The organism is Chthonobacter albigriseus (genome assembly GCF_013839445.1).
In the GTDB taxonomy this organism is placed as follows: Bacteria; Pseudomonadota; Alphaproteobacteria; order Rhizobiales; family Pleomorphomonadaceae; genus Chthonobacter; species Chthonobacter albigriseus.
Genome location: NZ_JACDIT010000006.1, coordinates 72,468 through 95,833, shown reverse-complemented (window position 1 = coordinate 95,833; position 23,366 = coordinate 72,468). Strand labels below are relative to the sequence as shown.

General features: G+C 66.9%; 22 protein-coding genes. 9 read left to right on the top strand and 13 right to left on the bottom strand.

Annotation, left to right across the window (positions count from 1 at the left end):
* The first annotated feature begins 261 nt into the window (after positions 1 to 261).
* From HZ321_RS15885 to HZ321_RS15865, 5 genes are read left to right on the top strand one after another with little or no spacing between them, the layout of a single operon-like run.
* Entirely contained in the window at positions 262 to 516 is a 255-nt protein-coding gene (locus HZ321_RS15885; protein ID WP_181703369.1) for an acyl carrier protein, read from the top strand.
* Entirely contained in the window at positions 513 to 1,697 is a 1,185-nt protein-coding gene (locus HZ321_RS15880; RefSeq protein WP_181703368.1) for an acyl-CoA dehydrogenase family protein, read from the top strand. Before HZ321_RS15885 ends, HZ321_RS15880 begins: the two co-directional genes overlap by 4 nt.
* 6 nt (positions 1,698 to 1,703) lie before the next feature.
* The gene (locus HZ321_RS15875) at positions 1,704 to 2,618 is read left to right on the top strand and encodes an amino acid--[acyl-carrier-protein] ligase (protein WP_181703367.1); all 915 of its coding nucleotides are present in this window, start codon (positions 1,704 to 1,706) and stop codon (positions 2,616 to 2,618) included.
* A gap of 51 nt (positions 2,619 to 2,669) precedes the next feature.
* Positions 2,670 to 3,683, top strand: coding sequence for a DUF1839 family protein (locus HZ321_RS15870; protein WP_342343860.1), 1,014 nt, complete (start codon positions 2,670 to 2,672; stop codon positions 3,681 to 3,683).
* The gene (locus tag HZ321_RS15865) at positions 3,680 to 6,145 is read left to right on the top strand and encodes a glycosyl hydrolase 2 galactose-binding domain-containing protein (RefSeq protein ID WP_181703366.1); all 2,466 of its coding nucleotides are present in this window, start codon (positions 3,680 to 3,682) and stop codon (positions 6,143 to 6,145) included. Before HZ321_RS15870 ends, HZ321_RS15865 begins: the two co-directional genes overlap by 4 nt.
* Here HZ321_RS15865 and HZ321_RS15860 read toward each other — a convergent pair.
* The 11 genes from HZ321_RS15860 to HZ321_RS15810 all read right to left on the bottom strand — a co-directional run bounded on the left by HZ321_RS15860 (position 6,136) and on the right by HZ321_RS15810 (position 16,894).
* On the bottom strand, positions 6,136 to 7,887 hold the full coding sequence (locus HZ321_RS15860) for an alpha/beta fold hydrolase (protein WP_181703365.1): 1,752 nt from the start codon (positions 7,885 to 7,887) through the stop codon (positions 6,136 to 6,138). The two genes, HZ321_RS15865 and HZ321_RS15860, sit on opposite strands and share 10 nt — an antisense overlap.
* A gap of 90 nt (positions 7,888 to 7,977) precedes the next feature.
* Entirely contained in the window at positions 7,978 to 8,277 is a 300-nt protein-coding gene (locus tag HZ321_RS15855; protein ID WP_181703364.1) for a c-type cytochrome, read from the bottom strand.
* Between the two features lie 99 nt (positions 8,278 to 8,376).
* A complete protein-coding gene (locus HZ321_RS15850; RefSeq protein WP_181703363.1) occupies positions 8,377 to 9,510 on the bottom strand; it encodes an extracellular solute-binding protein in 1,134 nt (377 codons plus the stop codon).
* Between the two features lie 60 nt (positions 9,511 to 9,570).
* On the bottom strand, positions 9,571 to 10,020 hold the full coding sequence (locus tag HZ321_RS15845; protein WP_181703362.1) for a MaoC/PaaZ C-terminal domain-containing protein: 450 nt from the start codon (positions 10,018 to 10,020) through the stop codon (positions 9,571 to 9,573).
* A gap of 9 nt (positions 10,021 to 10,029) precedes the next feature.
* Positions 10,030 to 11,091 (bottom strand): Gfo/Idh/MocA family protein, encoded by a 1,062-nt coding sequence (locus tag HZ321_RS15840; RefSeq protein WP_181703361.1) that lies wholly within the window; start codon positions 11,089 to 11,091, stop codon positions 10,030 to 10,032.
* Positions 11,092 to 11,135: 44 nt separating this feature from the next.
* Positions 11,136 to 11,465, bottom strand: coding sequence for an L-rhamnose mutarotase (locus HZ321_RS15835; RefSeq protein ID WP_181703360.1), 330 nt, complete (start codon positions 11,463 to 11,465; stop codon positions 11,136 to 11,138).
* On the bottom strand, positions 11,462 to 12,580 hold the full coding sequence (locus tag HZ321_RS15830) for a mandelate racemase/muconate lactonizing enzyme family protein (protein WP_181703359.1): 1,119 nt from the start codon (positions 12,578 to 12,580) through the stop codon (positions 11,462 to 11,464). Before HZ321_RS15830 ends, HZ321_RS15835 begins: the two co-directional genes overlap by 4 nt.
* Before the next feature lies 1 nt (position 12,581).
* A complete protein-coding gene (locus HZ321_RS15825; RefSeq protein WP_181703358.1) occupies positions 12,582 to 13,688 on the bottom strand; it encodes an ABC transporter ATP-binding protein in 1,107 nt (368 codons plus the stop codon).
* 3 nt (positions 13,689 to 13,691) lie between these two features.
* Positions 13,692 to 14,558, bottom strand: coding sequence for a carbohydrate ABC transporter permease (locus HZ321_RS15820; protein ID WP_181703357.1), 867 nt, complete (start codon positions 14,556 to 14,558; stop codon positions 13,692 to 13,694).
* Between the two features lies 1 nt (position 14,559).
* On the bottom strand, positions 14,560 to 15,456 hold the full coding sequence (locus HZ321_RS15815; RefSeq protein WP_181703516.1) for a carbohydrate ABC transporter permease: 897 nt from the start codon (positions 15,454 to 15,456) through the stop codon (positions 14,560 to 14,562).
* Between the two features lie 127 nt (positions 15,457 to 15,583).
* The gene (locus tag HZ321_RS15810) at positions 15,584 to 16,894 is read right to left on the bottom strand and encodes an ABC transporter substrate-binding protein (protein ID WP_181703356.1); all 1,311 of its coding nucleotides are present in this window, start codon (positions 16,892 to 16,894) and stop codon (positions 15,584 to 15,586) included.
* Between the two features lie 206 nt (positions 16,895 to 17,100).
* On the opposite strand from HZ321_RS15810, the gene HZ321_RS15805 reads away from it, so the two are divergent.
* The 4 genes from HZ321_RS15805 to HZ321_RS15790 all read left to right on the top strand — a co-directional run bounded on the left by HZ321_RS15805 (position 17,101) and on the right by HZ321_RS15790 (position 20,597).
* Positions 17,101 to 17,904, top strand: coding sequence for an IclR family transcriptional regulator (locus tag HZ321_RS15805; RefSeq protein ID WP_181703355.1), 804 nt, complete (start codon positions 17,101 to 17,103; stop codon positions 17,902 to 17,904).
* A gap of 99 nt (positions 17,905 to 18,003) precedes the next feature.
* Positions 18,004 to 18,849, top strand: a complete 846-nt coding sequence (locus tag HZ321_RS15800) for an amidohydrolase family protein (RefSeq protein ID WP_181703354.1) — start codon at positions 18,004 to 18,006, stop codon at positions 18,847 to 18,849.
* Between the two features lie 12 nt (positions 18,850 to 18,861).
* The gene (locus HZ321_RS15795) at positions 18,862 to 19,419 is read left to right on the top strand and encodes a MaoC family dehydratase (RefSeq protein WP_181703353.1); all 558 of its coding nucleotides are present in this window, start codon (positions 18,862 to 18,864) and stop codon (positions 19,417 to 19,419) included.
* Entirely contained in the window at positions 19,416 to 20,597 is a 1,182-nt protein-coding gene (locus HZ321_RS15790; RefSeq protein ID WP_181703352.1) for a CaiB/BaiF CoA transferase family protein, read from the top strand. Before HZ321_RS15795 ends, HZ321_RS15790 begins: the two co-directional genes overlap by 4 nt.
* On the opposite strand, the gene HZ321_RS15785 is transcribed toward HZ321_RS15790, so the two are convergent.
* Both HZ321_RS15785 and HZ321_RS15780 read right to left on the bottom strand, forming a co-directional pair.
* Positions 20,594 to 21,673, bottom strand: coding sequence for a serine hydrolase domain-containing protein (locus HZ321_RS15785; RefSeq protein ID WP_181703351.1), 1,080 nt, complete (start codon positions 21,671 to 21,673; stop codon positions 20,594 to 20,596). The genes HZ321_RS15790 and HZ321_RS15785 overlap by 4 nt on opposite strands.
* A 67-nt stretch (positions 21,674 to 21,740) precedes the next feature.
* Positions 21,741 to 23,288, bottom strand: a complete 1,548-nt coding sequence (locus tag HZ321_RS15780; protein ID WP_181703350.1) for a GMC family oxidoreductase — start codon at positions 23,286 to 23,288, stop codon at positions 21,741 to 21,743.
* Between the last annotated feature and the right edge of the window lie 78 nt (positions 23,289 to 23,366).

Here is a 23,366-nt window from a genome sequence, read left to right as displayed (position 1 = left end):
CGTTCCACGACCTTGCACAACCGACATCGTGCTCAGACCCACACCGCCATAGCCGCCCTTCCGCCTCCGCACTGCTCCGGTTTCACAAGGGCGCCTTCCGCCCGCCATCAGGCCGCAACCTTCGTTTCGTAGCCTTCCAGACTAAGGCTCCATCCCGTTAAGCGTAAGTGACGGACCGAGTTGAAGGCCCGCGGAAAAGAGCGCATTAATCCGTTCAATCTAAACAAAATTCCTTCTCAGCAATATTGACAGGTCAGGGACATGGAAGACCAGATTCGAAGCCTTGTTCAGCGCCACGGCTCCCTCGATATCGATGTCACGACGATCGACGCCGATGCGGATCTCTACAAGGCAGGGCTTTCCTCCTTTGCTTCGGTGCAGTTGATGCTTGGACTGGAAGATGCCTTCGGCATTGAGTTCCCGGAAAGCCTGTTGACCCGCCGGTCCTTTGCCAGCATCGCGGCCATCAAGGCGACCGTGGAGAAGCTGGTCCACGAACAAGAGACCGTAAAGTGACCCACTTCGCCCGACACGACCTCGGTACGCTCGCCGAACGCGCTCAGCGCGTCGCGGCCGTCGCATCGGCGCATGCCGGCGATGTCGACCTCCAGGCGCGGTTTCCGCGCGAGGCGATCGACGCCCTGCGGGCTGAGCGGCTGCTCGGCATCCAGATCGCCAGGGAGTTGGGCGGTGAGGGCGAGGGGATCGGCGCCATCGCCGAAGTGTGCTGCGCGTTGGGCCAAGCCTGCGCCGCGACCGGCATGATCTTCGCGATGCACCAGATCAAGGTTTCGAGCCTGGTCTCCCATGGCGAGGACAGTGCCTGGCATCGGGCCTTCATGCAGCGCCTGACGAACGACCAGCTGCTGCTGGCGTCCGCCACCACAGAGGCCGGCATCGGCGGCGACCTGCGCAATTCGGTCTGCGCCGTCTCCGTCTCCGGACCCGACGCGCATCTGGAGAAGGATGCGACCGTCATCTCCTACGGCACTCACGCCGACGCCATCCTGATCACCTCGCGCCGCGCCGCGGACGCCGCCTCGTCGGACCAGGTGATGAGCGTGGTGGAAAAGGGCCAGTACAGGCTGGAGCGCACCCACGACTGGGACACGCTCGGCATGCGCGGCACCTGTTCGGAAGGCTTCAAGTTCGTCGCCGATTTCCCGGCGGAGCAGATCTTTCCCAAGCCCTTCGCCGAGATCGCGGCCCAGTCGATGCTGGCCAGCTCGCATATCCTGTGGAGCGCGCTCTGGTACGGCATCGCGGCCGATGCGGTGGCGAGGGCCCAGGCCTTCGTGCGCGCAGCGGCAAGGCGCCAGCCGTCCGGCGCCGCCGGTCCCGGTCCGCTGCGTCTAGCCGAGGCCGTCAACCAGCTGCAGGCGATGCGCGCCAGCGTTGTCGCCGGGATCAAGCGTTTCGAGGAAGCCAAGTCGGATCCCGACGCCTTGTCCACCATGAGTTTCGCGGTCGCGATGAACAACCTGAAGGTCTCGACCTCCCAGGAGGTCTTGGCCATCGTGAATCACGCCATGCTCGTTTGCGGCATCCTCGGCTACAAGAACGGCACGCCCTACAGTCTCGGGCGGCACCTGCGCGATGCCCATTCGGCGCAGCTGATGATCAGCAACGACCGGATCCTCAACAACCTCTCCACGCTGCTTCTGATCCAGAAGCCGGAGACCAGCCTACTGGCATAAGCCCTCATGGACATGGCACCCGATTTCCTGGACCAGCTGTTCTCGCGCGGTCTCCTGATTCCGACTGGCGTGGACGGGCTCTACGGCCGCAGCGGCGTCTTCGAGGACGTCATCACCCGCTTCGACGCGCTCGTCTCGACCTATGGCGAAGCCGACGGTGCGGAGGTGGTGCGCTTCCCGCCCGGGATGAGCCGGATGGCCTTCGAGAAGAGCGGCTATCTCAAGAGCTTCCCCCAACTTGCCGGAACGGTGCATAGCTTCTGCGGCGACGACCACGGCCACAACCGCCTGCTGGAGTGCCTGGCCGCTGGAGACGACTGGACCGGCGAGCAGGCGGCCACCGACGTGGTGCTGACGCCCGCCGCCTGCTACCCCCTCTACCCGGTGATCGCCTCGCGCGGGACGCTGCCGGCGGACGGTCTGCTGTTCGATCTGCAGTCCTACTGCTTCCGCCACGAGCCGTCCCGCGAGCCGACCCGCATGCAGCTGTTCCGGATGCGGGAGTATGTCCGCGCCGGTACGCCGGAGGAGGTGGTCGCCTTCCGCGAGACGTGGCTGGAGCGCGGTCAGCAGCTGATCCGCTCGCTCGGGCTGCCGATGACCGTGGACGTCGCGAATGATCCGTTCTTCGGCCGCGCAGGGCGGATGATGAAGGTCAACCAGCGTGACCAGGGCCTGAAGTTCGAACTGCTGGTTCCGGTCAACAGCGAGGACCGGCCGACCGCCTGTTTGAGCTTCAACTATCACCAGGACCACTTCGGCCGGACCTGGGGCATCAAGACCGCTGAGGGCGAGACGGCCCACACCGCCTGCGTCGGTTTCGGGTTGGAACGCGTGGCGCTGGCCCTCTTCCGCCACCACGGCCTGGACGTCGCCTCGTGGCCAACCGATGTGCGCACGGTCCTTTGGGGAACAGCATGAGCGTGTTCTTCGGTTCCGACCGCACCCAGCGCTGATCCCGGAGAGAGCCCCGTGCTGGCACAGGCAGAGCGCCCGACCTCAACCGCAAAGCAACGGCCGGATGCCGTCTTCCCCGACCTGCGGCCGGACACCCATGTCCCGCATCCGCTCCACGCGCAGGATCGGGTCTGGCCGGAGACGAACTGCTACGTCGACCTCTGGATCGAGGTGCTGCAGGCGCTTGGAGCGCCGCCCGAGGCGGTGCTCGGCTTCACCGTCAGGCAGGACTTCGAAGGCGACCAGTTCACCTTCTTCAAGTTCCCCATTCCGGACATCGAAGCCGTGACCGGCGCCGATATCCAGGAACTCGCCATTTTCGAGAACCCCGAGGATCATGTCGCTGTCCAGGTGGCGCGCGGCCGCCTGTGCCTCGTGGAGGTCGACGGATTCTACTTGCCCGACACCAGGGGCGTCGCCTACGGCACCGTCCACGGCAAGACCACCATCGCCGTCAACCGGATCGACATCGCCAACCGACGGATGGAGTATTTCCACAACGCCGGATACTTCGCGCTGGACGGCGCAGACTTCGACGGCGTGTTCCAGCGCATCGAAGGTCCGGACGGCCGCCGGCCCCTGTTCTTGCCCTATTCTGAGTTCGTCAAGCTTCCTCCCATGCGCCAGGCCCGCACAGATCTCGCTGACTGGGCCCGTCGTCGTCTGGCCGAGCATCTCGCCCGCCGTCCCGACGCGAACCCGATCGCGGCCTTCGCCGAACGCTTCCCGGCCGAGGCGGCCTTGCTGGCCGACCGTCCGTTTGACGCGTTCCATCGCTACGCTTTCAACACGCTGCGTCAGGTCGGCGCGAACTTCGAGCTGCTGGCGTCCCACCTCCGCTGGCTCGGCGACAACGGATCGGCCGCCAGGCAGGCGCTGCAGATCGCGGAAACCGCCAAGGCTGCCCAGTTCCAGCTCGCACGGGCCGTTTCCAGGCGGTCGTTCGACCGCCTCGGGCCGGCGCTCGATCCGGCGATTGCCGCCTGGGACGATCTGATGGCCGACCTCCAGGTCCGCTACGGCGGATGAGCGCCGCGACCGACACGGCCCCGGATGTCGCCCGGCATGAAGGCTGGCGCCTCCTCTCCACCCGGTCGGGTGCCTTCCCGACGCCGGACGCCCTCCCGCCGGATGCCGAGTTTACCCCGGCAGAGGTTCCCGGCACGGTCGCCGGCGCCTTGGAGCGCGCCGGTCGCTTCGACCGACAAGCGCCCATTCCTCTCCACGACGATGACCACTGGTTTCTCGGCGACCTCGTCGGTCGGGGCCGCACCCGGCTGGTCTTCGAGGGGCTCGCCACGATCTGCGACGTGTTCGTCGACGACCGGCATCTCCTTCGGACGTCGAACATGTTCGCCCGGGATCACGTCGAGGTGGAGCTCGACGGCCGCCACCGGATCGCGCTCTGCTTTCGGGCGCTGAGCCCGGCACTTGCCATGAAGGGCCCGCGTGCCCGTTGGCGTCCGCAGATGATCCCGACGCAGGGCCTGCGCCTCGTCCGGACCACCCTCCTCGGGCACATGCCGGGCTGGTGCCCGTCCGTGCACGCCGTGGGGCCCTATCGGGAGATCAGGCTCGAAGACCCCAGCACGCCGTTTTTTGAGTCCAAACGGGTCGATGCGGCCTGGGACGGCGGAAAAGGCCGCCTCACGGTTCGTGTCGAGGCCTCGAACCTCCCCGGGGGCGCCGCGATCGTCTGCGCTGGTCGGTCAGCCCCGCTTGTGGGGGACGGGGCGGGCGGACATATCGCCTCCCTGGACGGTCTGGACGTCGAACCCTGGTGGCCGGCGACGCACGGCGACCAACCGCTCTATCCGGTAACGCTGGCAGGCGCCGGACGGGAGATCGAACTCTGCCGCACCGGCTTCCGGACGATCGGGGTCACGCATGGATCCGACGGCCGCGGGTTCGGTCTCAACGTCAACGGCGAACCGATCTTCTGCCGCGGTGCGGTCTGGACCAACGCCGACATCGTCGACCTTCCGGCGGATGGCCCGCGTCTTTCGGAGCGCCTGTCGCTGGTCCGTGAAGCCGGGATGAACATGGTCCGCATCGGCGGCACCATGACCTACGAGTCCCCCGCCTTCTTCCGCCTCTGCGACGAGCTCGGGATCCTCGTCTGGCAAGACCTGATGTTCGCCAACTTCGACTACCCTGCGTCCGATGCCGCCTTCGTGGCCGAGGTCAGGCGCGAGGTGCGCGACCAGTTGTCGGCTTCGGCAGGGTCGCCCTCCCTTGCGGTCGTCTGCGGCGGCAGCGAGGTGATGCAGCAGGCAGCCATGTTCGGCCTGCCTCGGGACGTTTGGCGTCATCCGCTCTTCACGGAGATCTTGCCGCCCGAACTGGAGGCCCTGCGGCCGGACGTCCCCTATGTGGAGAACTCTCCCTCCGGCGGGCCGCTCCCCTTCGTTCCCGGCGAGGGCATCGGCCACTACTACGGCGTCGGCGCCTACGGCCGGCCCTTGGAGGACGCCCGACGGGCCGAGGTGCGCTTTGCCGGCGAGTGCCTTGCCTTCTCCAACGTGCCCGACGAGGCGACGCTTGCCCGCTCGCCCCTCGGCCCCGCCGTCCATCATCCCCGCTGGAAGGCCGGCGTGCCGCGTGATCTCGCGGCCTCCTGGGATTTCGAGGACGTGCGGGAGACCTATCTCGCCATGCTCTACGGCATCGATCCGCAGCGGCTGAGGCGGGAGGATCCGGTGCGATACCTGGAGCTCTCCCGCGCCGTGACCGGCGACGTGATGGAGGCGACATTCGGCGAATGGCGGCGTGGCGCTTCCCCCACGCGGGGTGCCCTGGTCTGGACCCTGACGGACCTCGCCCCCGGTGCCGGTTGGGGGGTCGTCGACCACTCGGGCTGTCCGAAGCCGGCCTGGCACGCTCTGAAGCGCGCTTTCCGCCCGCTCTCCGTCTGGTTCACGGACGAGGGAACCAACGGCCTCGCCATCCACCTCGCCAACGAGCGCCCTGCCGCCGTCAAGGCTCGCCTCAAGGTCGAGGCCTTGCGGAACGGCCGGACGAAGGTGGTCGGCTTCGAACGCGAGGTCGACCTGCCGCCGCGGTCGCTCCAGGCCTTCGATGCCGCCGGTCTTCTCGGTGCATTCTTCGATTTCACCTATGCCTACCGGTTCGGCCCGCCGAGCCACGACGTGGTGACCGCGTCGCTGGTCTGCGCGGAAACGGGAGACATGCTTGCCGATGCCCACCACCTGCCGCTCGGCAGGCGGGTGGAGCGCCAGCCAATCCTGCTGACCGCGTCTTGCGAGACACACGAAGACGGTTTCGTCCTGTCGATCGCCACGGACCGGTTCGCCCGCGGCGTTCATGTGGTCGACGAGTGCTTCCGGGCGGTGGACGACTGGTTCCACCTGTCCCCGGGGGTGACGCGACGCATGCGCCTCGTCCGCCGGCCCGACGCCGCGGCCTCGGCCGAACCCCACGGGGAGATCCGCGCCCTGAACGCCTGCGACGGCGTCTCCTATCAGGTCTGACGCGGCCCGCTGTCCGCGTTCACGCGCGCGGCGAAATGCAGGATGTGCGCTTCCAGCGTCGCGCGCGCCAGGGGCGGCGTGATGGTGTGATCGGCGTTGGGGATCAAGCTTACCGTCACGTTGGGGAACGCCCCCACACCGCGTCCGGACCGGCCGTAATAGGCGGCCAGTTCGTCGAGCCCGCCATCGCCGACACTGTAGACAAGTGAGATCGGAGCCCGGCGCGCCGCGAGAGTCTTGAACCGCCGCCGGACCTCGCGCGCAAGCCCGCCGTATTTGGTGAGACCACCGGTCACCGGAGCGATGAGAATCCCGACCTTCTTGGCGATGCGACGCCCGATGTCGAGGACCACGCCGGGAACATCGATATCGCCGGTGACCAGCCGCTTCAGCGTGGCGGCCGTGAACAGTCTTTCCCGGTAGTCGCCGAGCGATCGGAAGGTGTTGCGGATTGCGATCGCCACGTCCTCGTCGGGATCCCATACCAGGCGCTGGATGTTGACCACCACGGCGCCGCGGACCCGCGCATCCGCGACCGCGCCACCGAACGCCAGGAAGGCCCCGCTGCAGCGTCCGACCAGGAAGGCGCCGGGATATCCGCGGTCGGCGAGCGCATCGAGCGCGGCCGAGACGTCTGCGAGTTGCGCGTCCGAATAGAGCACCGGAACCGGTCCCCCTGGCGCGGCCAACCCTTCTCCGATGTCTGACGAATCAATGCGCATCGCCGCAAAACCCGCGCGCGCGAGAGCCCGAGACTGGTCGACCGCCATCCGAGCCCAACCGATGTGGTGGTCGAACCCGGAGTTGAGGAAGACGGCGGCGACGCTGCCGGAAGGCGGGCTGGCCTCCCCCGCAGGCTCGCAGAGGATGGCGAACAGCCGGTCGTCGGGCCCGAACCGGAAGGCGGTCTCGACGTAGCCTGGGCCGACGGCCCGCGGTTCACCGCCAACGCCAGCTTCCGGCCGTGCGACATCGCCCGGAAACGTCTCGGCAAGCCACTCCACGACCGCATCCCACGTCGCGAGCGGCACGACCGCCGAGGTCGGGTCGGTCGCCAGCTCCGCATAGCCTTCGAAGGGAATGGTCCGCACGGACGCGCCCGCGTCCGAGAGCTTCCGGGCCACCGCAGCGTCGCCGTCCCGTCCGGGGCGGACCGCCACGAGTGCTTGCGCCGGTGCAGGCCCGGCAAGGGGATCCAGCGCCTGCAGGGAAGCGGCAAAGGCTGCGGGCATTTCGAAACCCGCGAAGTCCAGACCGCCCGAGCGGTCCGTCTTCGGCAGCCCGATGATTTCGTTGATCAGTGCCGCCCACGCGCCGATCTCGCGCATGGCGCGCCTGCCGTTTTCCGGCGGCGCCAGCAGGATGGAGCCGACGACGTCGGACCGACGCGCGGCCGCGACCCGGGCCAGCACCGAACCGAGCCCCTGGCCGCAGACGACGAGGCTCGTTGCGCCGCTCGCCGACTTCAGAACGGTCGCTGCCTCGTCGACCGCCTCCAGCCAATCCTCGACGCCTTCGCAGTCATCGAGAGAGCCCTGAGCGTCACCCGTGCCAGGATAGTCGAACCGCAGCACCGCATAGCCGGCCGACGCTATCCTGTCCGCCAGGATCCGGTAGCTCTTGTGGACGCACAGGGCCTCGAAGCCCCACGGGGCGCAGATCAGGACGGCTGTGTCCTTGCGGCCGGGATGAAGGAGGGCGAAGCCATCCCGGACGGCGATCGGTCGTGCAATGGCAGTCATTCAATGGCCAGTTTGGAATGTGTCGTCGGCAACTCTACCGGCGAGCGGTTTCCAATCCGACAAGGAAAGCAACCCTGGTCTCCCGTGGCCTCATTTCGCCTGCGACCGGATATAGGCCACGAGATCCTTCGTCTCCTGGCGGGAGAGGTTCAACTGGGCCATCGGCGGATGTGGATCGAAGAGGAATCCCACGATCTCCTGGTCGCTACGCTTGGCTGCGATTTCAGGGAAAGGAGGAGCGCTCTCGGTGCCCTCCGCCTGGTCACCCTTGACCAGATGGCACTCCTGGCACCACTGCTCGGCGATCGCCTTGCCCTCGGCGACCCCGGCATGCGCCGCCGGCGCGAGGAGGAAGACGAAGGCACTCATCAGGAGCAGGGGGACACGCATGCGGAGCTCTCCCGAGACAAGGTTCAGGCCATCGAATTCCGGTGAGCATGGACAAGGGAACGGCTTCCGTCCTTGATCCAGAACAACCTGGGTCGGCGCCTAGCGGAAGCTCTGCCGGTAGAGGTGGTTGAGGGACCGGATGAAGGCTTCGGCGTTCGATCCCCGGCGAAGGGTCTGATTGATCAACTCCGCCGCTTCATGCTGGAACGGCATGTATCCGTCGTGGCGCGGCCTGAGCCAGGCCCCATCCAACGTCCGGCGCGTTGCGCGGTAGAAGCCGTGCGTGGCATCGTTCGTCGCAGCATCCGTCCAGGCGTCCGAATGGCCCGGCTGCCCGCCGGCCGTAGCATAGAGGCCGCGCTGGACCTCCCCTCCGGCAACCCAGTAGGCGAAGTCTACCGCGGCCTCCGGGTTGGCCGAGAATGCTGAAACGGCGATGCCCGTGCCGCCGAGGGCGGAGCCGTGCGGCGGCCGCCCGTCGATCACCGGCATGTCCCCAAAGGCGATCCGGGACGGCCGGAATCCGTCGATCGCGTAGTTGACGTAGCCGTAGATCAGCGGCGCTGACCGGAACCGGGATGTCGGCTCGGCCATCGCTTCGAACGCGGCGATCGGATCCATCTCGAACCCGGCGGGGTCGACCACCGAGGCGAGCGAATGCAGGTGTTCGTAGACCGCGGCCCCGGCTTGCGGGTCGATCAGCTCCGGACCCTCGGTCGAGCAGGCGTGGCCCAGGTGCGCGGCCAGGGTGAAGAAGCACATCAAGGAGTGCGGTGGCCGGAGTGGCAGGATCACGGCTCCGGCCCGGGCGAGCGTGACCACCTCGTCAAAGCTTTGCAGCGGCCCCGGGAGGCGGTCCGGCCGATAGGCCTGGACCTGCGTCGCCGCGTCGATCGGAAAGGCCCATTGCCGGCCCTTCCACCGGTAGCTCGGATAGGATGCACCAACGCTTCCGGCGGAGAGCCTCGCCCTCTCCTCCTCCCGGCCAGGCACGTCCAGCGGCAACAGGCAGTCCTCCGCGGTGATCTGGCCGACGTGCGGATGATCGATGACGATGAGGTCGTAGGTCTCTGCCAGGGTGCGAACGGGAAAGGACTCGAAATCCTGCAGCGATCGCTTGTCCCATGCGATCGACACACCCGTCCTCGCCCGCCATGCGTCGGACGCGGCGACCAGGGGATCGAAGCCCCGCGGATGGCTCCAGGTCATTCCGCGCAACTGGATGTCCGTCATGGCGAAGCCTCGCAGATGGAAGGAGCCGGACCGCGCTCCCGCCTGAAATGGTGTACCGGTTCAACCTGCCGGACGGCGGTCGACGAGGAGGATGTGGTCGGCCGCAAGCACCACCTCGTCCCGCTGGTTGATGACCTCGCAGCGCTCCACGACCCGGCCCTGCCCGGGCCGCTTCGGATCGTCCTCCTTTGCCGCAATGGTGACGCGGGTGCGGATGGTGTCGCCGATGAAGACCGGGCGGACGAAGCGGAGTCTGTCGTAGCCATAGGAGAAGGCCACGGGGTTGATCAGCGTGGCCGTCAGTCCGACGCCGATCGCGAACACCATGGTGCCGTGGGCCACGCGCTGGCCGAAGGGCAGTGTCTTGGCGAATTCCGCGTCCATGTGGTGCGGAAAAAAGTCGCCGGTATGCCCCGCGTGGACCACGAAATCGGTCTCGGTGATCGTGCGACCGGTGGTGACCCGGACGTGACCGGCCTGGTAGTCCTCGAAATAGATGACCTGTTCCATGACGCCGCCTCAGGGCTTTTCGGCGAGCGGGGTCGCCGGACTCGCGCTCGATTGAAAGAGGGCCTCGACGAGGGCCATGGTCGACCAGGCGTCCTCGACGGAGCCGACGAGCCCCGCGTCTTCGCCGGACACGAACCGCTGGAGGTTTGCCATCCGGCCAACGAACGCATCGGGAAACCAGCTGCCGGCAAGCGGAACCTGCATCCAATCGGCATCGGCCTTGCCGCGGATCCACAGCTCGTCGGGCTCTCCGCGGGGATAGTCCAGCAGCAGTCCGAGCTTCATGTGCGCGGCGCCGTCGGTGCCGTCGACGCGGATCTCGGCGACCTGGTTTCGTCGCCCGAACGCATGGTCGTGATTGATGGAGAGCGTGCAGCGAATCCTGTCGCCGTAGTCGAGGATGGCCGAGGTGCGCGTCTGGGCCATGTCCGACTTCGGGTGCCCGAGGGTCCTGGCGTGCACGCCGAGGGGGTCGCCGATCAGCCCGCGGATCAGGTCGAGGTAGTGGATGGAGTGGACCGCGATCTCCACCCGCGACAAGCCCTTCAGGAAGGCGAAGAGATGCCATGGCGTATGGATCGCCAGGTGGACCTCCACGTCCACCACTTCGCCCAGGTACCCGCGGTCGATCGCATCCGCCAGCGCGAGGCTCATCGGAGCGAAGCGCAGCTGGAAATTGACGGCGGCACGGAGCCGCTTAGCGCGGCAGATCTCCAGGATCCGCGTCGCGTCCGCCTGATCCCGACCCATCGGCTTCTGGATCAGTACGGCTGCACCGTCCGGCAGCCGCGACAGTACGTCGGCATGCGCCGCCGGCGGGGTCGCCAGGTCGAACACCACGCCCTGCCGGGACAGGGCGTCATCCAAGTCAGTGAACACCGTCTCCACGCCGAACTGCGCGGCCACGGCGGCCGCCCGCTCGTGATCGATGTCGAATACGCCGGCGATCGGGAAACCCGCCTTGCGATAGGCGGGAAAGTGCGCGTCACCCACGATCGAGCCGGCACCGATCGTGATGACGGGCAGCGGGGCGGACGGCAGCGGCCAGGACTGGCGGAGGGAATGGGTCATGCTGGAATTCCCGTCGATCCGGCCGCGAACGGCCGGGCAGGCGATCAGTCGTGGTGGAAGACCTCTTCCATGCCGGCCCACCATTCGCCGTCGCCGCGGGTGGCGAGCGGGTTCTGGCAGGGCATGCAGACGGACCACCACTCCTGCGTCACCGGATCGGCCGCCATCTTCGCCATGTCGGCGGCAAAATCGGTGCCATGATACTCGAAGGAGGCGAACAGCAGATTCTCCGGCTCGCGAAGGAAGATCGAGTAGTTGCGGATGTTGCAGGCGGAGATCATCGCCAGCACGTCCGGCCAGACGGCCGCGTGAAGGCGCTTGTACTCGGCTATCTTGTCGGGGCGGACGCCGATCACCTGGCCGTAGCGCTTCATGCTGTCCTCCGGATCTCTCTGGTGAACTCGGGGATGCTGCGGTTGCGGACGGCCTCGAGATCCCACGCGATGCCGAGTCCCGGCTCAGCGGGGGCGAGAGCCATGCCGTCGGCCACGGTCATCCCGTGCGTGGTCAAGTCGTCGAGCTGGGGAATGTACTCCACGTACTTGCCGTTCGGCACCGCGCAGACAAGGCTGACGTGCAACTCCATCAGGAAGTGGGGGCAGACCGGCACATCGAAGGCCTCGGCCATGTGCGCAACCTTGAGCCAGGGCGTGATGCCGCCGATCCGCGCCACGTCGACCTGGACCACGGAGCAGGCGCCGCGGGCGAGATACTCACGGAAATGCCGGATCGAATAGAGCGACTCGCCCACCGCGATCGGCGTCGCGGTCGAACGGGAAAGCCTCTGGTGCCCCTCGATGTCGTCGGCGGGCAGGGGCTCCTCGATCCAGGCGAGGTCGAGGTCGCGCAGGCGATCGGCCCGGCGGATAGCCTCGTCCACGAGGAAGCCCTGGTTGGCGTCGGTCATCAGTTCATATGTGTCGCCGACGGCCTTGCGGACGGCAGTCAGGCGGGCGACGTCCTCGGAGACGTGCGGCCGACCGATCTTGACCTTCGAGCCGCGGAATCCCTTCGCCTTCGCCTGCAACGCGTCGTCGACGAGCGCCGCCGGCTCGATGTGCAACCAGCCGCCTTCGGTGGTGTAGAGCGGGCAGCGGTCCTTGGCGCCCCCGGCCAGCACCCAGAGCGGCAGGCCCTGCCTGCGGGCCCGCAGATCCCAAAGCGCCGTGTCGATCGCAGCGATGGCAAGCGCGGTGATCGCGCCGATGGTCGTGGCGTGGGTGGCGTATTCCAGGTCTCGCCAGATCGCCTCGAAATGGTCGGCATCGCGGCCGATCAGGCGGGGCGCGAGATGATCCGCCAGCAGGCGCATCACTGATGAGCCGCCCGTGCCGATCGTGTAGCTGTACCCGGTGCCGACGGCTCCGTCGCTGTCGGTGATTGTGACGATGGGCGTCTCCTGGCTGACGAAGCTCTGGATCGCGTCGGTCCGCTTCACCTTTGGCGGCAGGTCGACCATCCTCAGTTCGATCCGTTCGATCCGGGCCATGTCAGACTCCCTTCCGCTGGATCGCGCGGCCCGTTTCGGCCGAGAACAGGTGAGCCCGGGCAAGGTCGAAGCTCGCCCGGACCGGCTCGCCGATGACCAGCGGACGCGGGTTCAGCATGCGCGAAACCCACTCCCGGCCGGCGAACTCCAGGAAGACCAGCGTTTCGTTGCCGAGAGGCTCTGTGATCGCGACCCGCAACGCCGTTTCGTGAACGGCCGTGGCCTCACCGGAATGCAAGCCGTGGCCGGTCGGGTAGAGGTCGTCCGGACGCAAGCCGAAGACAACCTTCTCACCGGCCGTAACGCTGCCCCGGAAGGCCTCCGGCACCGGCAGCCGGTCCCCGTTCGCGAACACGACGAACCCGGCGTCGATCACACCGTCCACCAGGTTCATCGGCGGGGACCCGATGAAGCTCGCCACGAAACGCGTCGCGGGGCGCGAGAACACCTCGTCCGGCGTTCCCACCTGCTCGATATGCCCGTCGCGCATGATCACGATTCGGTCCGCGAGCGTCATCGCCTCGACCTGGTCGTGCGTGACATACACCACCGTCGACTGCACCTTGGCGTGCAGCTTCTTGATCTCGGTCCGCATCTCCCCGCGCAGCTTTGCGTCGAGGTTGGAGAGCGGTTCGTCGAACAGGAAGACTTCCGGGTGGCGCACGATGGCCCGGCCCATCGCGACGCGCTGCCGTTGTCCGCCGGAAAGCTGGCTCGGCCGGCGGTGGAGCAGCGGCTCCAGGTGCAGGATCGCGGCGGCCTCGGCCACGCGCCGCTCGATCTCGTCGGCGGGACGCTTGGCGATCTTCAGCGAGAAGCCCATGTTCTCCGCCACCGTCATGTGCGGGTAGAGCGCATAGCTCTGGAACACCATGGAGATGTTGCGGGACCGCGGCGGCAGATCGTTGACGATGTCGCCGCCGATGCGGATCGTGCCGGCGCTGACGTCCTCCAGGCCGGCGATCATCCGCAGCGTGGTCGACTTGCCGCAGCCGGACGGCCCAACCAGGGCAATGAACTCGCGGTCGCGGATGGCGAGGTCGATGCCGTGTACGACCTCCAGGTTGCCATACCGCTTGACCAGCTTTTCGAGAGTGACGGTTGCCATGGATCAGCCCTTCACCGCGCCGAAGGTCAGGCCGGACACGAGGTGTTTCTGGATCGCGAAGGTCAGGGCCAGAGCGGGGACGATCATGACGACCGCCAGCGCGCACATGCCTCGCCAGTCGATGGTGAACTCGGAGGTGTAGTCGAGGAGGCCGACCGGCAGGGTCTTGGAATTCACCGATCGGGTCAGTTGGGAGGCGAGCGCGAACTCGTTCCAGGACGTGAGGAAGGCGAAGATCCCGGAGGAGGCGATGCCCGGCCCCGCAAGCGGGAACTCCACCGCCCAGAAAGCCTGCCAGCGGGTGCAGCCGTCGATCTGGGCCGCTTCGGCCAGATCCTTAGGCACCTGCCGAAAGAAGCCTTCAATCAGCCAGATCGTGAACGGCACGTTGAGGGCCACGTAGGTCACGATCAGGGAGAAGTGGGTGTCGATGATCCCCATCCGCGCATAGATGATGAAGAGCGGCAGCGACAGCGCGATCCCCGGCACCGTCCGGCTCAGCATGAAGCCGAGGAACAGCGTGGACTTGCCCCGGAACCGGTAGCGCGCGAAGGCGTAGCCGCCGCTCATCCCGATAGCGATGGCGATCACGGTGGAGGTCACCGAGATGATCAGCGAGTTGCGGAAGTAGTCCCAGACGGGGATGCCGCCCTGTCCGACCCGGCCGAACATCGCCACGTAGGCGTCGAGTGAAAGATCCTGCGGGATCCAGACCGGCGGCTTGGCCATGATCTCCACGGCGGGGCGCAGCGAGTTGAGGACGATCCACAGACCCGGCAGGCAGATCACCGTCATCGCCAGGAACAGGCCGACGAAGTGGCCGAAGGCGAGCAGGCGGCGGGTGGAGCGGGCACTCGAATTGCGGTCCATGTCACCACTCCGCAGCGATCTGGGTGCGCGCCGCGGCGAGCTTCCGGTAGAAGTAGACGGTGAACAGGATCGACAGCAGGATCGAGAAGTAGGCCATCGCGTTGGCGAGCCCCATTCGGGCGTCGCTGTAGGCGATGCGCCCCACCAGCGTCCAGATCAGCTCTGTGCGCCGCGCCGGTCCGCCGTCGGTCATGATCTTCACGATGTCATAGGCGCGGGCGACGTCGAGCGATCGGATCGTCATGGCGATGTAGGCGAACGGCATCACGAACGGCCAGGTCACGTAGCGGAACGTCTGCCAGGGCGTGCAGCCATCGACCCGGGCGGCCTCGATCGGCTCGCGGGGCATTGCCAGCAGGCCGGCGAGGATCAGGATCGCGAAGACCGACGTGGACGACCAGACTTCGGCGACCAGGATGGCGAAGAAGGCGAGGTCGCCCTCAATCAGCCAGGGGATCGCCTGGTCCGTCAGACCCAGCGATTGAAGGGCGTTGTTGACGAGGCCGACGTTGTCGTTGAACAGGAACTTGAACTGGAAGCCGACGAGGATGGGCGAGAACATCATCGGGAACATCATCATCGTGCGCAGCATACGCTGCCCGCGCGTCGCCCGGTCGACCATCATCGCCAGGCCGAGCCCGAGCAGCATCTCCACGTTGAGTGCGATCGTCAGCAGCAGCACCGTCCGGCCGAAGGCCGTCCAGAACACCGGGTCGGAAAGCACGGTGACGTAGTTGCGCAGGCCGATGAAGACGAACAGCGTCTCCGGCTTGGTCAGCCGGAACGACGTGAAGGACGAATAGAAGGAGAGGATGAGCGGGACCACCACCACCGCCGCGATCACGAGGATGGCGGGCATCAGCAGCAGGACCGGAGCGGAGACGCGAAGTTTGCGCATGACGGCCGGGGGTGTGTTCAGGACGAGGTGGCGTGCCTGTCGGGACACCGGCGACGTTCGCCCGGCCGACCACGTCGGGCGGGCGCGGAGACCGGCGCCCGTCACCGGGCGCCGGCCTATCGGCAAATCAGAGCTTGCCCGCGTCCTGCAGCACCTGCGTCGCCTTTTCAGCGGCGGTGTCGAGGGCTTCCTTGGAGGTCTTGTCGCCGAGGATGGCGGCCTGCAGTTCCGGATAGACCACGTTGGAGATCTCGATCCACTCCGCCAGCGGCGGCACGGGGAAGGCGTGCGTGCCCGCCTCCTGGAAGGCGGTCAGGACCTCCTTCTTGTAGGGATCGGTTTCCGCCTGGGCGATCACCCAGTCCCACACCGAACCGCGGGTCGGCAGCGAGCCGTTGCCCGCTTCGATCTTCTGGCTGTCCTCGTTGGTCAGCCACCAGACGAGCGAGGCGGCCGCTTCCTTGGTCGGGCAGGACTCGGTCACCGAGAAGCCGTGCGCGCCGGACCAGCCGGTGTGCTTGCCCGACGATCCCGCCGGCTGAACGACCACGCCGACGTTGCCGGCCGCCTTGGACGACTTCGGATCGTTGAAGTAGCCGGACCAGCCGGGCCAGTCGAGGTTGATGGCGATCGTGCCCGATGCGAAGCCGGCGCCGAGTTCGTCCCACAGGTAGTTCGTGGTGCCGGCCGGCACGGCCTTGGCCTTGTAGAGGTTGACGAACCAGTCCAGCGCCCGGATACCGGCTTCCGAGTTGAAGGCCGGCTTGCCGTCCCCGTCGATGTACTCGCCGCCCTCAGCGACCAGCATTTCATAGAAGCGGCCGTTGAGGCCCTCTTCCTTGCCGGCGAACTGGGTGCCGTAGAAGTTCGGCGGATCGGAGAAGAAGATCGCCTGGTCGGTGACTTCCTTCCACGTCTTGGGCGGAGCGAGGTCGTAGCCGTACTTTTCCTTGAAGGCGGCCTTCTTGGCGTCGTCCTGGTAGAGGCTCTTCTGGTAGTAGAGCGCCGAAACGTCGAACTGGGCGCGCGGCAGCATCACCAGCCTGCCGTCGACCGTGGAGGCGCCGATGTTCGCCGGGACGAACTTGGCGATCTCGTCCGCGGGGATCAGCGCCGTGAGATCGGTGTAGAGGCTGGGGTACTGCGGTGCGAACGAGGTATGGTTCGAGCCGACGCACCAGTTGATCGTGCCGGATGCGATGTCGGACTTGAATTCCTTGTCCAGCTCGAAGTGGTTCTTCTTGGACAGGATGTTGACTTTCGCTCCGGTCGCCGCCTCCCACTCCGCGATGCGGGCGTAAAGCGCCTCGTACTGCTGTCCGCCGATCAGTTTGGCGTCGATGGTGACGCCGTCGAACTTGCCGGGCATCTGAGCCGCCACCGGGGTGGCGAGGAATGCGGCAAGCGCCAGCGCCGAAGCGCCTCCGAAGAATTTCATCGTTCTCTCCTCCCGTTAGGTGGTCCGCCTCTGTTTCGGACCCGCTTCCATATCGATCCAGGTTCTTATTGTCGCTTAAATATGGATAGTGTATTCATCGATAAACGGACAGTTCGACGTCGTCAAGTCGGTTCGGGCGACGTGCAGCTTCGGCCAGGATCCGCTAGAGAAGACGACGGCCGGCAAGCAGCTGCGGATGGACGGGCATGAGCGATATCGAGGACAACGACCGCTATCGGGCGCCTGCGCTGGACAAGGGGCTGGACATCCTGGAACTCCTCGCCTCGATCGACGGCGGGCTCACACAGGCCGAGATCGCCAAGTCCCTCGGGCGCACCCCAAACGAGTTCTATCGGATGCTCGACCGGCTGGTGCGCCGCGGCTATGTCGCGCGGACGGCCGACGACCGCTATGAACTGACGCTCCGCCTTTTCGCCCTTGCTCACCAGCATGCCCCGTTGCGCCGCCTCGTTTCCCAGGCGATGCCGATCCTGCGCAGCCTGTCGGCGAGCACGCTGCAGGCCTGTCATCTGGCGGTGTTCGATCGGGGTCACGTGATCATCATCGCGCAGATCGATTCACCGGGTTACTGGGGCCTTTCCATCCGGGTCGGTGCGAGGGTGGGTCTGTTCAACACCGGGTCCGGCCACGTGCTCCTGGCCTTCCGCTCGGCGGAGGAACGCGCCCTGATGGTCGCGGAATACGAGCGGGTGGTGGACGACACCGAGGAGCCGGACAACATCGCCCAGCGGCTCGCCCAAGTGCGGGCGCGCGGGTTCGAGGCGATGCCCAGCCGCCAGACCGCGGGCGTGCACAATCTCTCCGCGCCGGTCCTCGGCCCCGACGGCAACGCGATCGCTGCCCTGACGGTGCCTTATCTCGCTCCGCTCAATCAGCCGTTCGCCCCGGATATGCCGGAGACCATCCGTCTGGTGATGGAGGCGGCCAGGCAACTCTCCGAGATGGTCGGAGGACGCGAATCGATCGCACCTCAGCTCCAGCATGTCTGACATCCCGGACTTTTGTATTTGAACTCTGCATTCAAATGTGGAGAATGATGGCGAAGCGGCCGCACAAGAGCTGTCGGACGGAATGGGAGGGACAGGTTGATGAACCTGATCGACACGCATCTGCACGTGATCGAGCGGAGCCGGCTTTCCTACCCCTGGCTCGCCGGCGTCCCGGCGCTCGATCGCGATTTCACCTATGACGCCTATGCCGCGGAGGCGCGCCGGGTCGGCGTCACCGACGTCCTGCATATGGAGGTCGACGTCGCCGACGGCGACATCGAGCGCGAGGTGGAGATGGTCCGCGCCTTGATGCTCCGCCCCGGCAGCCTGGTACGCGGGGCGATCGCGGCCTGCCGTCCCGAGAACGAGACCTTTCCGGCTTTCTTGGAAGCGGTGCAGGACGGCGGCGTGGTACGCGGCTTCCGCCGCGTCCTGCACGTCATGCCCGACGATCTCTCGGAAGGCCCCCTCTTCCGCCAGAACATCGCGCGACTTTCCCGAACCGGTCTGCCGTTCGATCTCGTCGTCCTGCCGCATCAGATCCCGAAGGCCATCGCCCTCGTCGACAGTGCGCCCGACGTCCAGTTCGTGCTCGATCATTGCGGCGTGCCGGCCATCAAGGATCGTGCTGAGCACCCCTGGCGCGAGTATGTCGCCGAGATCGCCCGCCGACCGAATGTGGCCGCCAAGATCTCGGGTGTGGTCGCCTATGCCGATCCCGCCGCCTGGACGCTCGCAGACATCCGCCCTTACGTGGAGCACGTCGTTTCCTGCTTCGGATTCGACCGCGTGGTCTGGGGCAGCGACTGGCCTGTCGTAACCCTGGGCGGCACGCTTTCCACCTGGGTCGCCGCCACCCATGCGCTGATGGCGGCCTGCAGTCAGGACGAGCGCTCGGCGCTGTTCGCCGACAATGCGCGGCGCATCTGGCGGCTTCCAGCCTGAACGGACACGTCCATGCCTTCTCGCACCCCCACGGTGGGCGTTCACACGACCCGCCCGACCGACATGCCGGCCGACCACGCGGAACTCCCGGTCTGGAACGCGGAGAACTGGTTCTACGAGGATTTCGAGGTCGGCCACCGGATCCGGTCCCTGCGCCGGACGATCTCCGAGGGCGAATCCATGCAGTTCAACGCCCTCGTCACCGACATGCACCCCTATGTCGCCGACCAGATGTTCGCTGAACGCGAGGGCATCTTCGGACGCCGTCTGGTCGCCGGAGCCTTCGTCTTCTCCGCCGGTCTCGGCCTGGTCGCGACCAACTGCGTGAACGCCTTCTCCTACGGCTACGACAAACTGCGCTTCATCAAGCCCACGTTCATCGGCGAAACGATCTACACGATCCGCACCAACATGGAGAAACGTCCGAAGTACAAGGATCTCGGGCTGATCCGGGCGTCCTACGAGGTGTTCAAGGGCGAGGGCGAGCTGGTGCTCTATTGCGAGCACATCCAGACCGTCCGCTATCGCGATCCGTCGGCCTTCGCCGATGCGCTGGAGCAGAAGGGATGAAAGGCACCGTGTCGCTCGAGACGGAAACAGCGGCGGCAGGACTCCTGGAGGGCATCGTCGTCCTCGACATGAGCCAGTTCCTGTCCGGTCCCTTCGCGGCGCTCCGCCTTGCCGACCTTGGCGCCCGCGTGATCAAGATCGAGCGCCCCGACGGTGGCGACCTCTGTCGCCGCCTTTATCTCTCCGACACCGAGATCGGCGGGGACTCCACCCTTTTCCATGCCATCAACCGCGGAAAGCAGAGCTTCGCTGCCGACTTCAAGAACCCAGCGGACATCGCGGCCGTCCGCGCGCTGATCGCCCGGGCGGACGTGGTGATCCAGAACTTCCGGCCCGGCGTCATCGAGCGCCTCGGACTGGACTACGCGTCGGCGAGCACCCTCAACCCGGGCATCGTCTACGCCTCCATCACCGGTTACGGCTCGAACGGACCTTGGCGATCGCGACCCGGGCAGGATCTTCTTGCCCAAGCTCGCTCGGGACTGATGTGGCTGAACGGCGATGCGGACCAGGGGCCGGTTCCCTTCGGTCTCGCAGTCGCCGACCTCCTCGCCGGCAACGCCATCGTCCAGGGCATCCTCGCGGCCCTGGTCCGCCGCGGCGTCAAGGGACGCGGCGCGCATGTGGAGACCAGCCTGTTGGAAGCCCTGGTGGACTTCCAGTTCGAGGTGCTGACCACCCATCTCAACGACGGCGGCCGTATCCCGCAGCGCTCCGCGTTCCGAAACGCACACGCCTATCTCTCTGCTCCCTACGGCGTCTACGAGACGGCGGACGGCTGGCTCGCCGTCGCCATGACGCCGCTGGACACCCTCGGAGCTCTCCTCGGCCTCGAGGAGATCGTCGGTCTTCCGGCCGATGCCGCCTTCAGGAAGAGGGACGGAATCAAAAAGGTGATCGCCGATCGGCTCAGGACCGTGCCCACCGCGCACTGGACGGCGATCCTGGAGCCTGCCGACATCTGGTGCGCCGAAGTGCTGGATTGGCCCCGGCTTTTTGCCAGCGACGGGTTCAAGCTGCTCGACATGCTGCAGACCGTGTCCCGCGACGATGGCGTCGCCATCCGCACCACATCCGTGCCGCTGCGCGTGGACGGAGCCCGGGCCCACGGTGCCCTGGCGGCGCCGCGGATCGGCGAGCACACCGAAGCGCTCCGCCGCGAGTTCGGCCTGAACTAATCCGGCTTCCCCTCGCCCGCTTCCGCCCCCGCAGGCCCGGAGGCCGGCTGGCCGATTGCCAAGTCGGACCCCGTGATGCCAATGATTTCGCCGAGCAGGCCGTGCAGGCGGTCCCGATGCCCGGTCCGGGCGGACGGCCGAGTGTCGTCCGAGGTCATCACCACGGTGAGCTTCAGGTCCGGCACGACGTAGAGCATCTGTCCGCCGAAGCCCCAGGCGTAGCGGACATCGTGCCCGTTGATCGAACGCGCGAACCAGCCGTAGCCGTAACCGTCTCCGCTGAAGCGGGACGAGGTGCGCGGTCGCCAGGACGCTTCGATCCACTCCGGTGTGATCAGCCGCGTCCCGTCCGGTGTGACACCGCCACGCCGATAAAGCTCGCCAAAGGCCAACAGCGACCTCGGCGACATGGCCATCTGGTTCCCGCCGAAGTAGACGCCCTGCGGGTCGCGGTCCCAGCTGGTGATCGAAAAGCCCTTCAGCGGCTTGAGCCATTCCCGTGCGAGCTGGAGCGTCGATCGGCCGGATACACGGGTCAGGATCGCGGACAGAATGTGCGTGGAGCCGGTCGAGTAGAGCATCCGGCCGCCCGGCTCGTCCTCGAACGGTTGGGCAAGCGCCGACCGGACCCAGTTCCGGCTCGCGACCCATTTCCCGTAGTTCGGGCCTGAAGTGCGGGCCAGACCCGCCTGCATCGAAAGGAGATGTCCGATGGTGATCTGGCGCAGGCGCGGATCCGCATCCCGCGGCATGTCCCGGGCGACCAGCGCGCCGATCCGCTGGTCGGGCCCCTCCAACAGACCCTTGGCGATGGCGATCCCGACCAGCGCCGAGACGATGGTCTTTGAGGCCGACTTGATGTTCGTCGGCTGGCCGACAGATGCGCCATGGTAGCCGTGCTCCGCGACGACCCGGCCGTCGACGGAGATCAGAACCGTTTCCAGCGCGTCGATCTCCGCCGCCCGGTCGAGAAGCGCGCCGTATCGATCGGCGGCCTTGCCGCCGCCACTCGAGCCGAGCAGGACGAGGAGGGTGAGCAGTGCCGGTACGAACCGGCTGATCCAGATTGATGTCATCGTCTGGAGTTGGCTGCCTCCGGACCGGTTGTCCATCTCCGTCACGCCGATTTGAGTCCGGTGACGGTCAAGCTTTTCCGATGTTCCGGAGCAGATCGTCGGCGAAGCGGTCGGCAATTGCCAATACTGCGGCATGGATGGGTCCCGATGTGATGCTCGGGATGACGGACGCATCGACCACCTGGACGCCGGAGAGGCCCCGCACGTTGAGCTCCGGGTCGACGACCGACGCAGGGTCGGATCCCATCCGGCATGTGCCGACGGGATGATGATGGGTGATCGCTGCCTCCTGGATGAAGGCAAGGAGCGAGTGTCTGTCCCGAACCGCCGGACCGGGATGGATCTCTTCGGCTCGCCATTCGGCGAGCTCTGCCGATGCGCCGATCTCCCGGGCGAGTTCCAGAGCGCGGACCGCCATCTCCCGGTCGTGGTCGGTAGAGAGGTAGGCAGGATCGATCATCGGAGGGTCGTCGAGGTCGGGCCCGGTGACGCTCAGCCGGCCGCGGCTGGTCGGATGCGTCACACCGGAGAGGATGGTGTAGGCGGTCCCGTACTCCACCGGGGCCAGGCGTTCCGACGTCGTCGGCGCGGCGACGCAGGCGAGCACCACCGAGGGTGCGCCGTCGGCCTTCATCGGGTCATCGGCGTCGAGATACATAAGCGACTCCGAATGCTGCAGCCGCGACGGCGGCACCGGACGGCGCGCGCGATAGACATTGCCGGCGGTGAGCATGTGGTCGTGGAGGTTGGCGCCGATCTCCGGGACATCGAGGAGGCATCGGATGCCCGCGGCTCGGAGATCGACCTCGGGGCCGATCCCGGATCGCATCAAAAGAAGCGGCGTGGCGACCGCGCCCGCGGCGAGAAGCGTGCGGCCCGCGCTGACGGTCTCGGTCCGCCCGTTCCGTTCCGCCACGACGCCGATCACCCGCGACCCGTCCAACGCCAGGCGATGGACCTTCGTGCCCGTGAGCAGCGTGAGGTTGGGACGGTCGAGCACCGGTACCAGGAAAGCATCCGCCGCGCTGACGCGGCGACCGTTTCGAATGGTCAGCGAGTTCGGAGCAACCCCCTTCAGCGGACCGCCGTTGTGCTCGCCGATGAAGGGCACGCCGCGCGCAAGCCCCGCGGCCATATAGGCTTTGACGACCGGACTCAACTCCTCGTCCGGCAGATGGACCGGGAGCGGTCCCGAACCACCGTGCAAGGCGTCTTCCCCACCAGAATAGGCTTCGGTGCGCCGGAACGAAGGAAGCAGCCCGTCGTACGACCATGCGTCGGAGCCGGTCGCCTTTGCCCAGGCGTCGAAATCGTCCGCATGGCCGCGAACATGCGCCATCGCGTGGAGACAGCTGGACCCGCCCACGATCCGGCCCCGCGGCCATGGATGGATGCGCCCGGCCGTACCGGCCTGCGGCGTGGTGCGATAGGCCCAGTCATAGGACCGGTCCTGCAGCATCGGCCACTTCTGCGGGATGGCGATATCCGGGTCGTCCGGAAAGCCGCCCGCCTCGATTACGCCGACCCGGATTTCCGGATCCGCCGACAGGCGCCAGGCCAGAACGCTCCCCGCCGACCCGGCGCCGATAATGAGGATGTCGAAGGGTCCCGTCATGCCGCCCCCACGCTCTTTCGATCGGACATGCATCCGCCATCGCCAACGGCGAGCAGCCGCCGGCGGGAAGTGAACCTC

Coding starts and splice junctions, on each gene's coding strand:
- HZ321_RS15860 (WP_181703365.1), bottom strand. CDS start 7,887: ATGACTGCCATTGCACGACCGATCGCCGTCCGGGATGGCTTCGCCCTC.
- HZ321_RS15850 (WP_181703363.1), bottom strand. CDS start 9,510: ATGACGGACATCCAGTTGCGCGGAATGACCTGGAGCCATCCGCGGGGC.
- HZ321_RS15840 (WP_181703361.1), bottom strand. CDS start 11,091: ATGACCCATTCCCTCCGCCAGTCCTGGCCGCTGCCGTCCGCCCCGCTG.
- HZ321_RS15820 (WP_181703357.1), bottom strand. CDS start 14,558: ATGGACCGCAATTCGAGTGCCCGCTCCACCCGCCGCCTGCTCGCCTTC.
- HZ321_RS15825 (WP_181703358.1), bottom strand. CDS start 13,688: ATGGCAACCGTCACTCTCGAAAAGCTGGTCAAGCGGTATGGCAACCTG.
- HZ321_RS15785 (WP_181703351.1), bottom strand. CDS start 21,673: ATGACATCAATCTGGATCAGCCGGTTCGTACCGGCACTGCTCACCCTC.
- HZ321_RS15875 (WP_181703367.1), top strand. CDS start 1,704: ATGGACATGGCACCCGATTTCCTGGACCAGCTGTTCTCGCGCGGTCTC.
- HZ321_RS15780 (WP_181703350.1), bottom strand. CDS start 23,288: ATGACGGGACCCTTCGACATCCTCATTATCGGCGCCGGGTCGGCGGGG.
- HZ321_RS15855 (WP_181703364.1), bottom strand. CDS start 8,277: ATGCGTGTCCCCCTGCTCCTGATGAGTGCCTTCGTCTTCCTCCTCGCG.
- HZ321_RS15865 (WP_181703366.1), top strand. CDS start 3,680: ATGAGCGCCGCGACCGACACGGCCCCGGATGTCGCCCGGCATGAAGGC.
- HZ321_RS15795 (WP_181703353.1), top strand. CDS start 18,862: ATGCCTTCTCGCACCCCCACGGTGGGCGTTCACACGACCCGCCCGACC.
- HZ321_RS15790 (WP_181703352.1), top strand. CDS start 19,416: ATGAAAGGCACCGTGTCGCTCGAGACGGAAACAGCGGCGGCAGGACTC.
- HZ321_RS15835 (WP_181703360.1), bottom strand. CDS start 11,465: ATGAAGCGCTACGGCCAGGTGATCGGCGTCCGCCCCGACAAGATAGCC.
- HZ321_RS15800 (WP_181703354.1), top strand. CDS start 18,004: ATGAACCTGATCGACACGCATCTGCACGTGATCGAGCGGAGCCGGCTT.
- HZ321_RS15815 (WP_181703516.1), bottom strand. CDS start 15,456: ATGCGCAAACTTCGCGTCTCCGCTCCGGTCCTGCTGCTGATGCCCGCC.
- HZ321_RS15845 (WP_181703362.1), bottom strand. CDS start 10,020: ATGGAACAGGTCATCTATTTCGAGGACTACCAGGCCGGTCACGTCCGG.
- HZ321_RS15830 (WP_181703359.1), bottom strand. CDS start 12,580: ATGGCCCGGATCGAACGGATCGAACTGAGGATGGTCGACCTGCCGCCA.
- HZ321_RS15805 (WP_181703355.1), top strand. CDS start 17,101: ATGAGCGATATCGAGGACAACGACCGCTATCGGGCGCCTGCGCTGGAC.
- HZ321_RS15885 (WP_181703369.1), top strand. CDS start 262: ATGGAAGACCAGATTCGAAGCCTTGTTCAGCGCCACGGCTCCCTCGAT.
- HZ321_RS15810 (WP_181703356.1), bottom strand. CDS start 16,894: ATGAAATTCTTCGGAGGCGCTTCGGCGCTGGCGCTTGCCGCATTCCTC.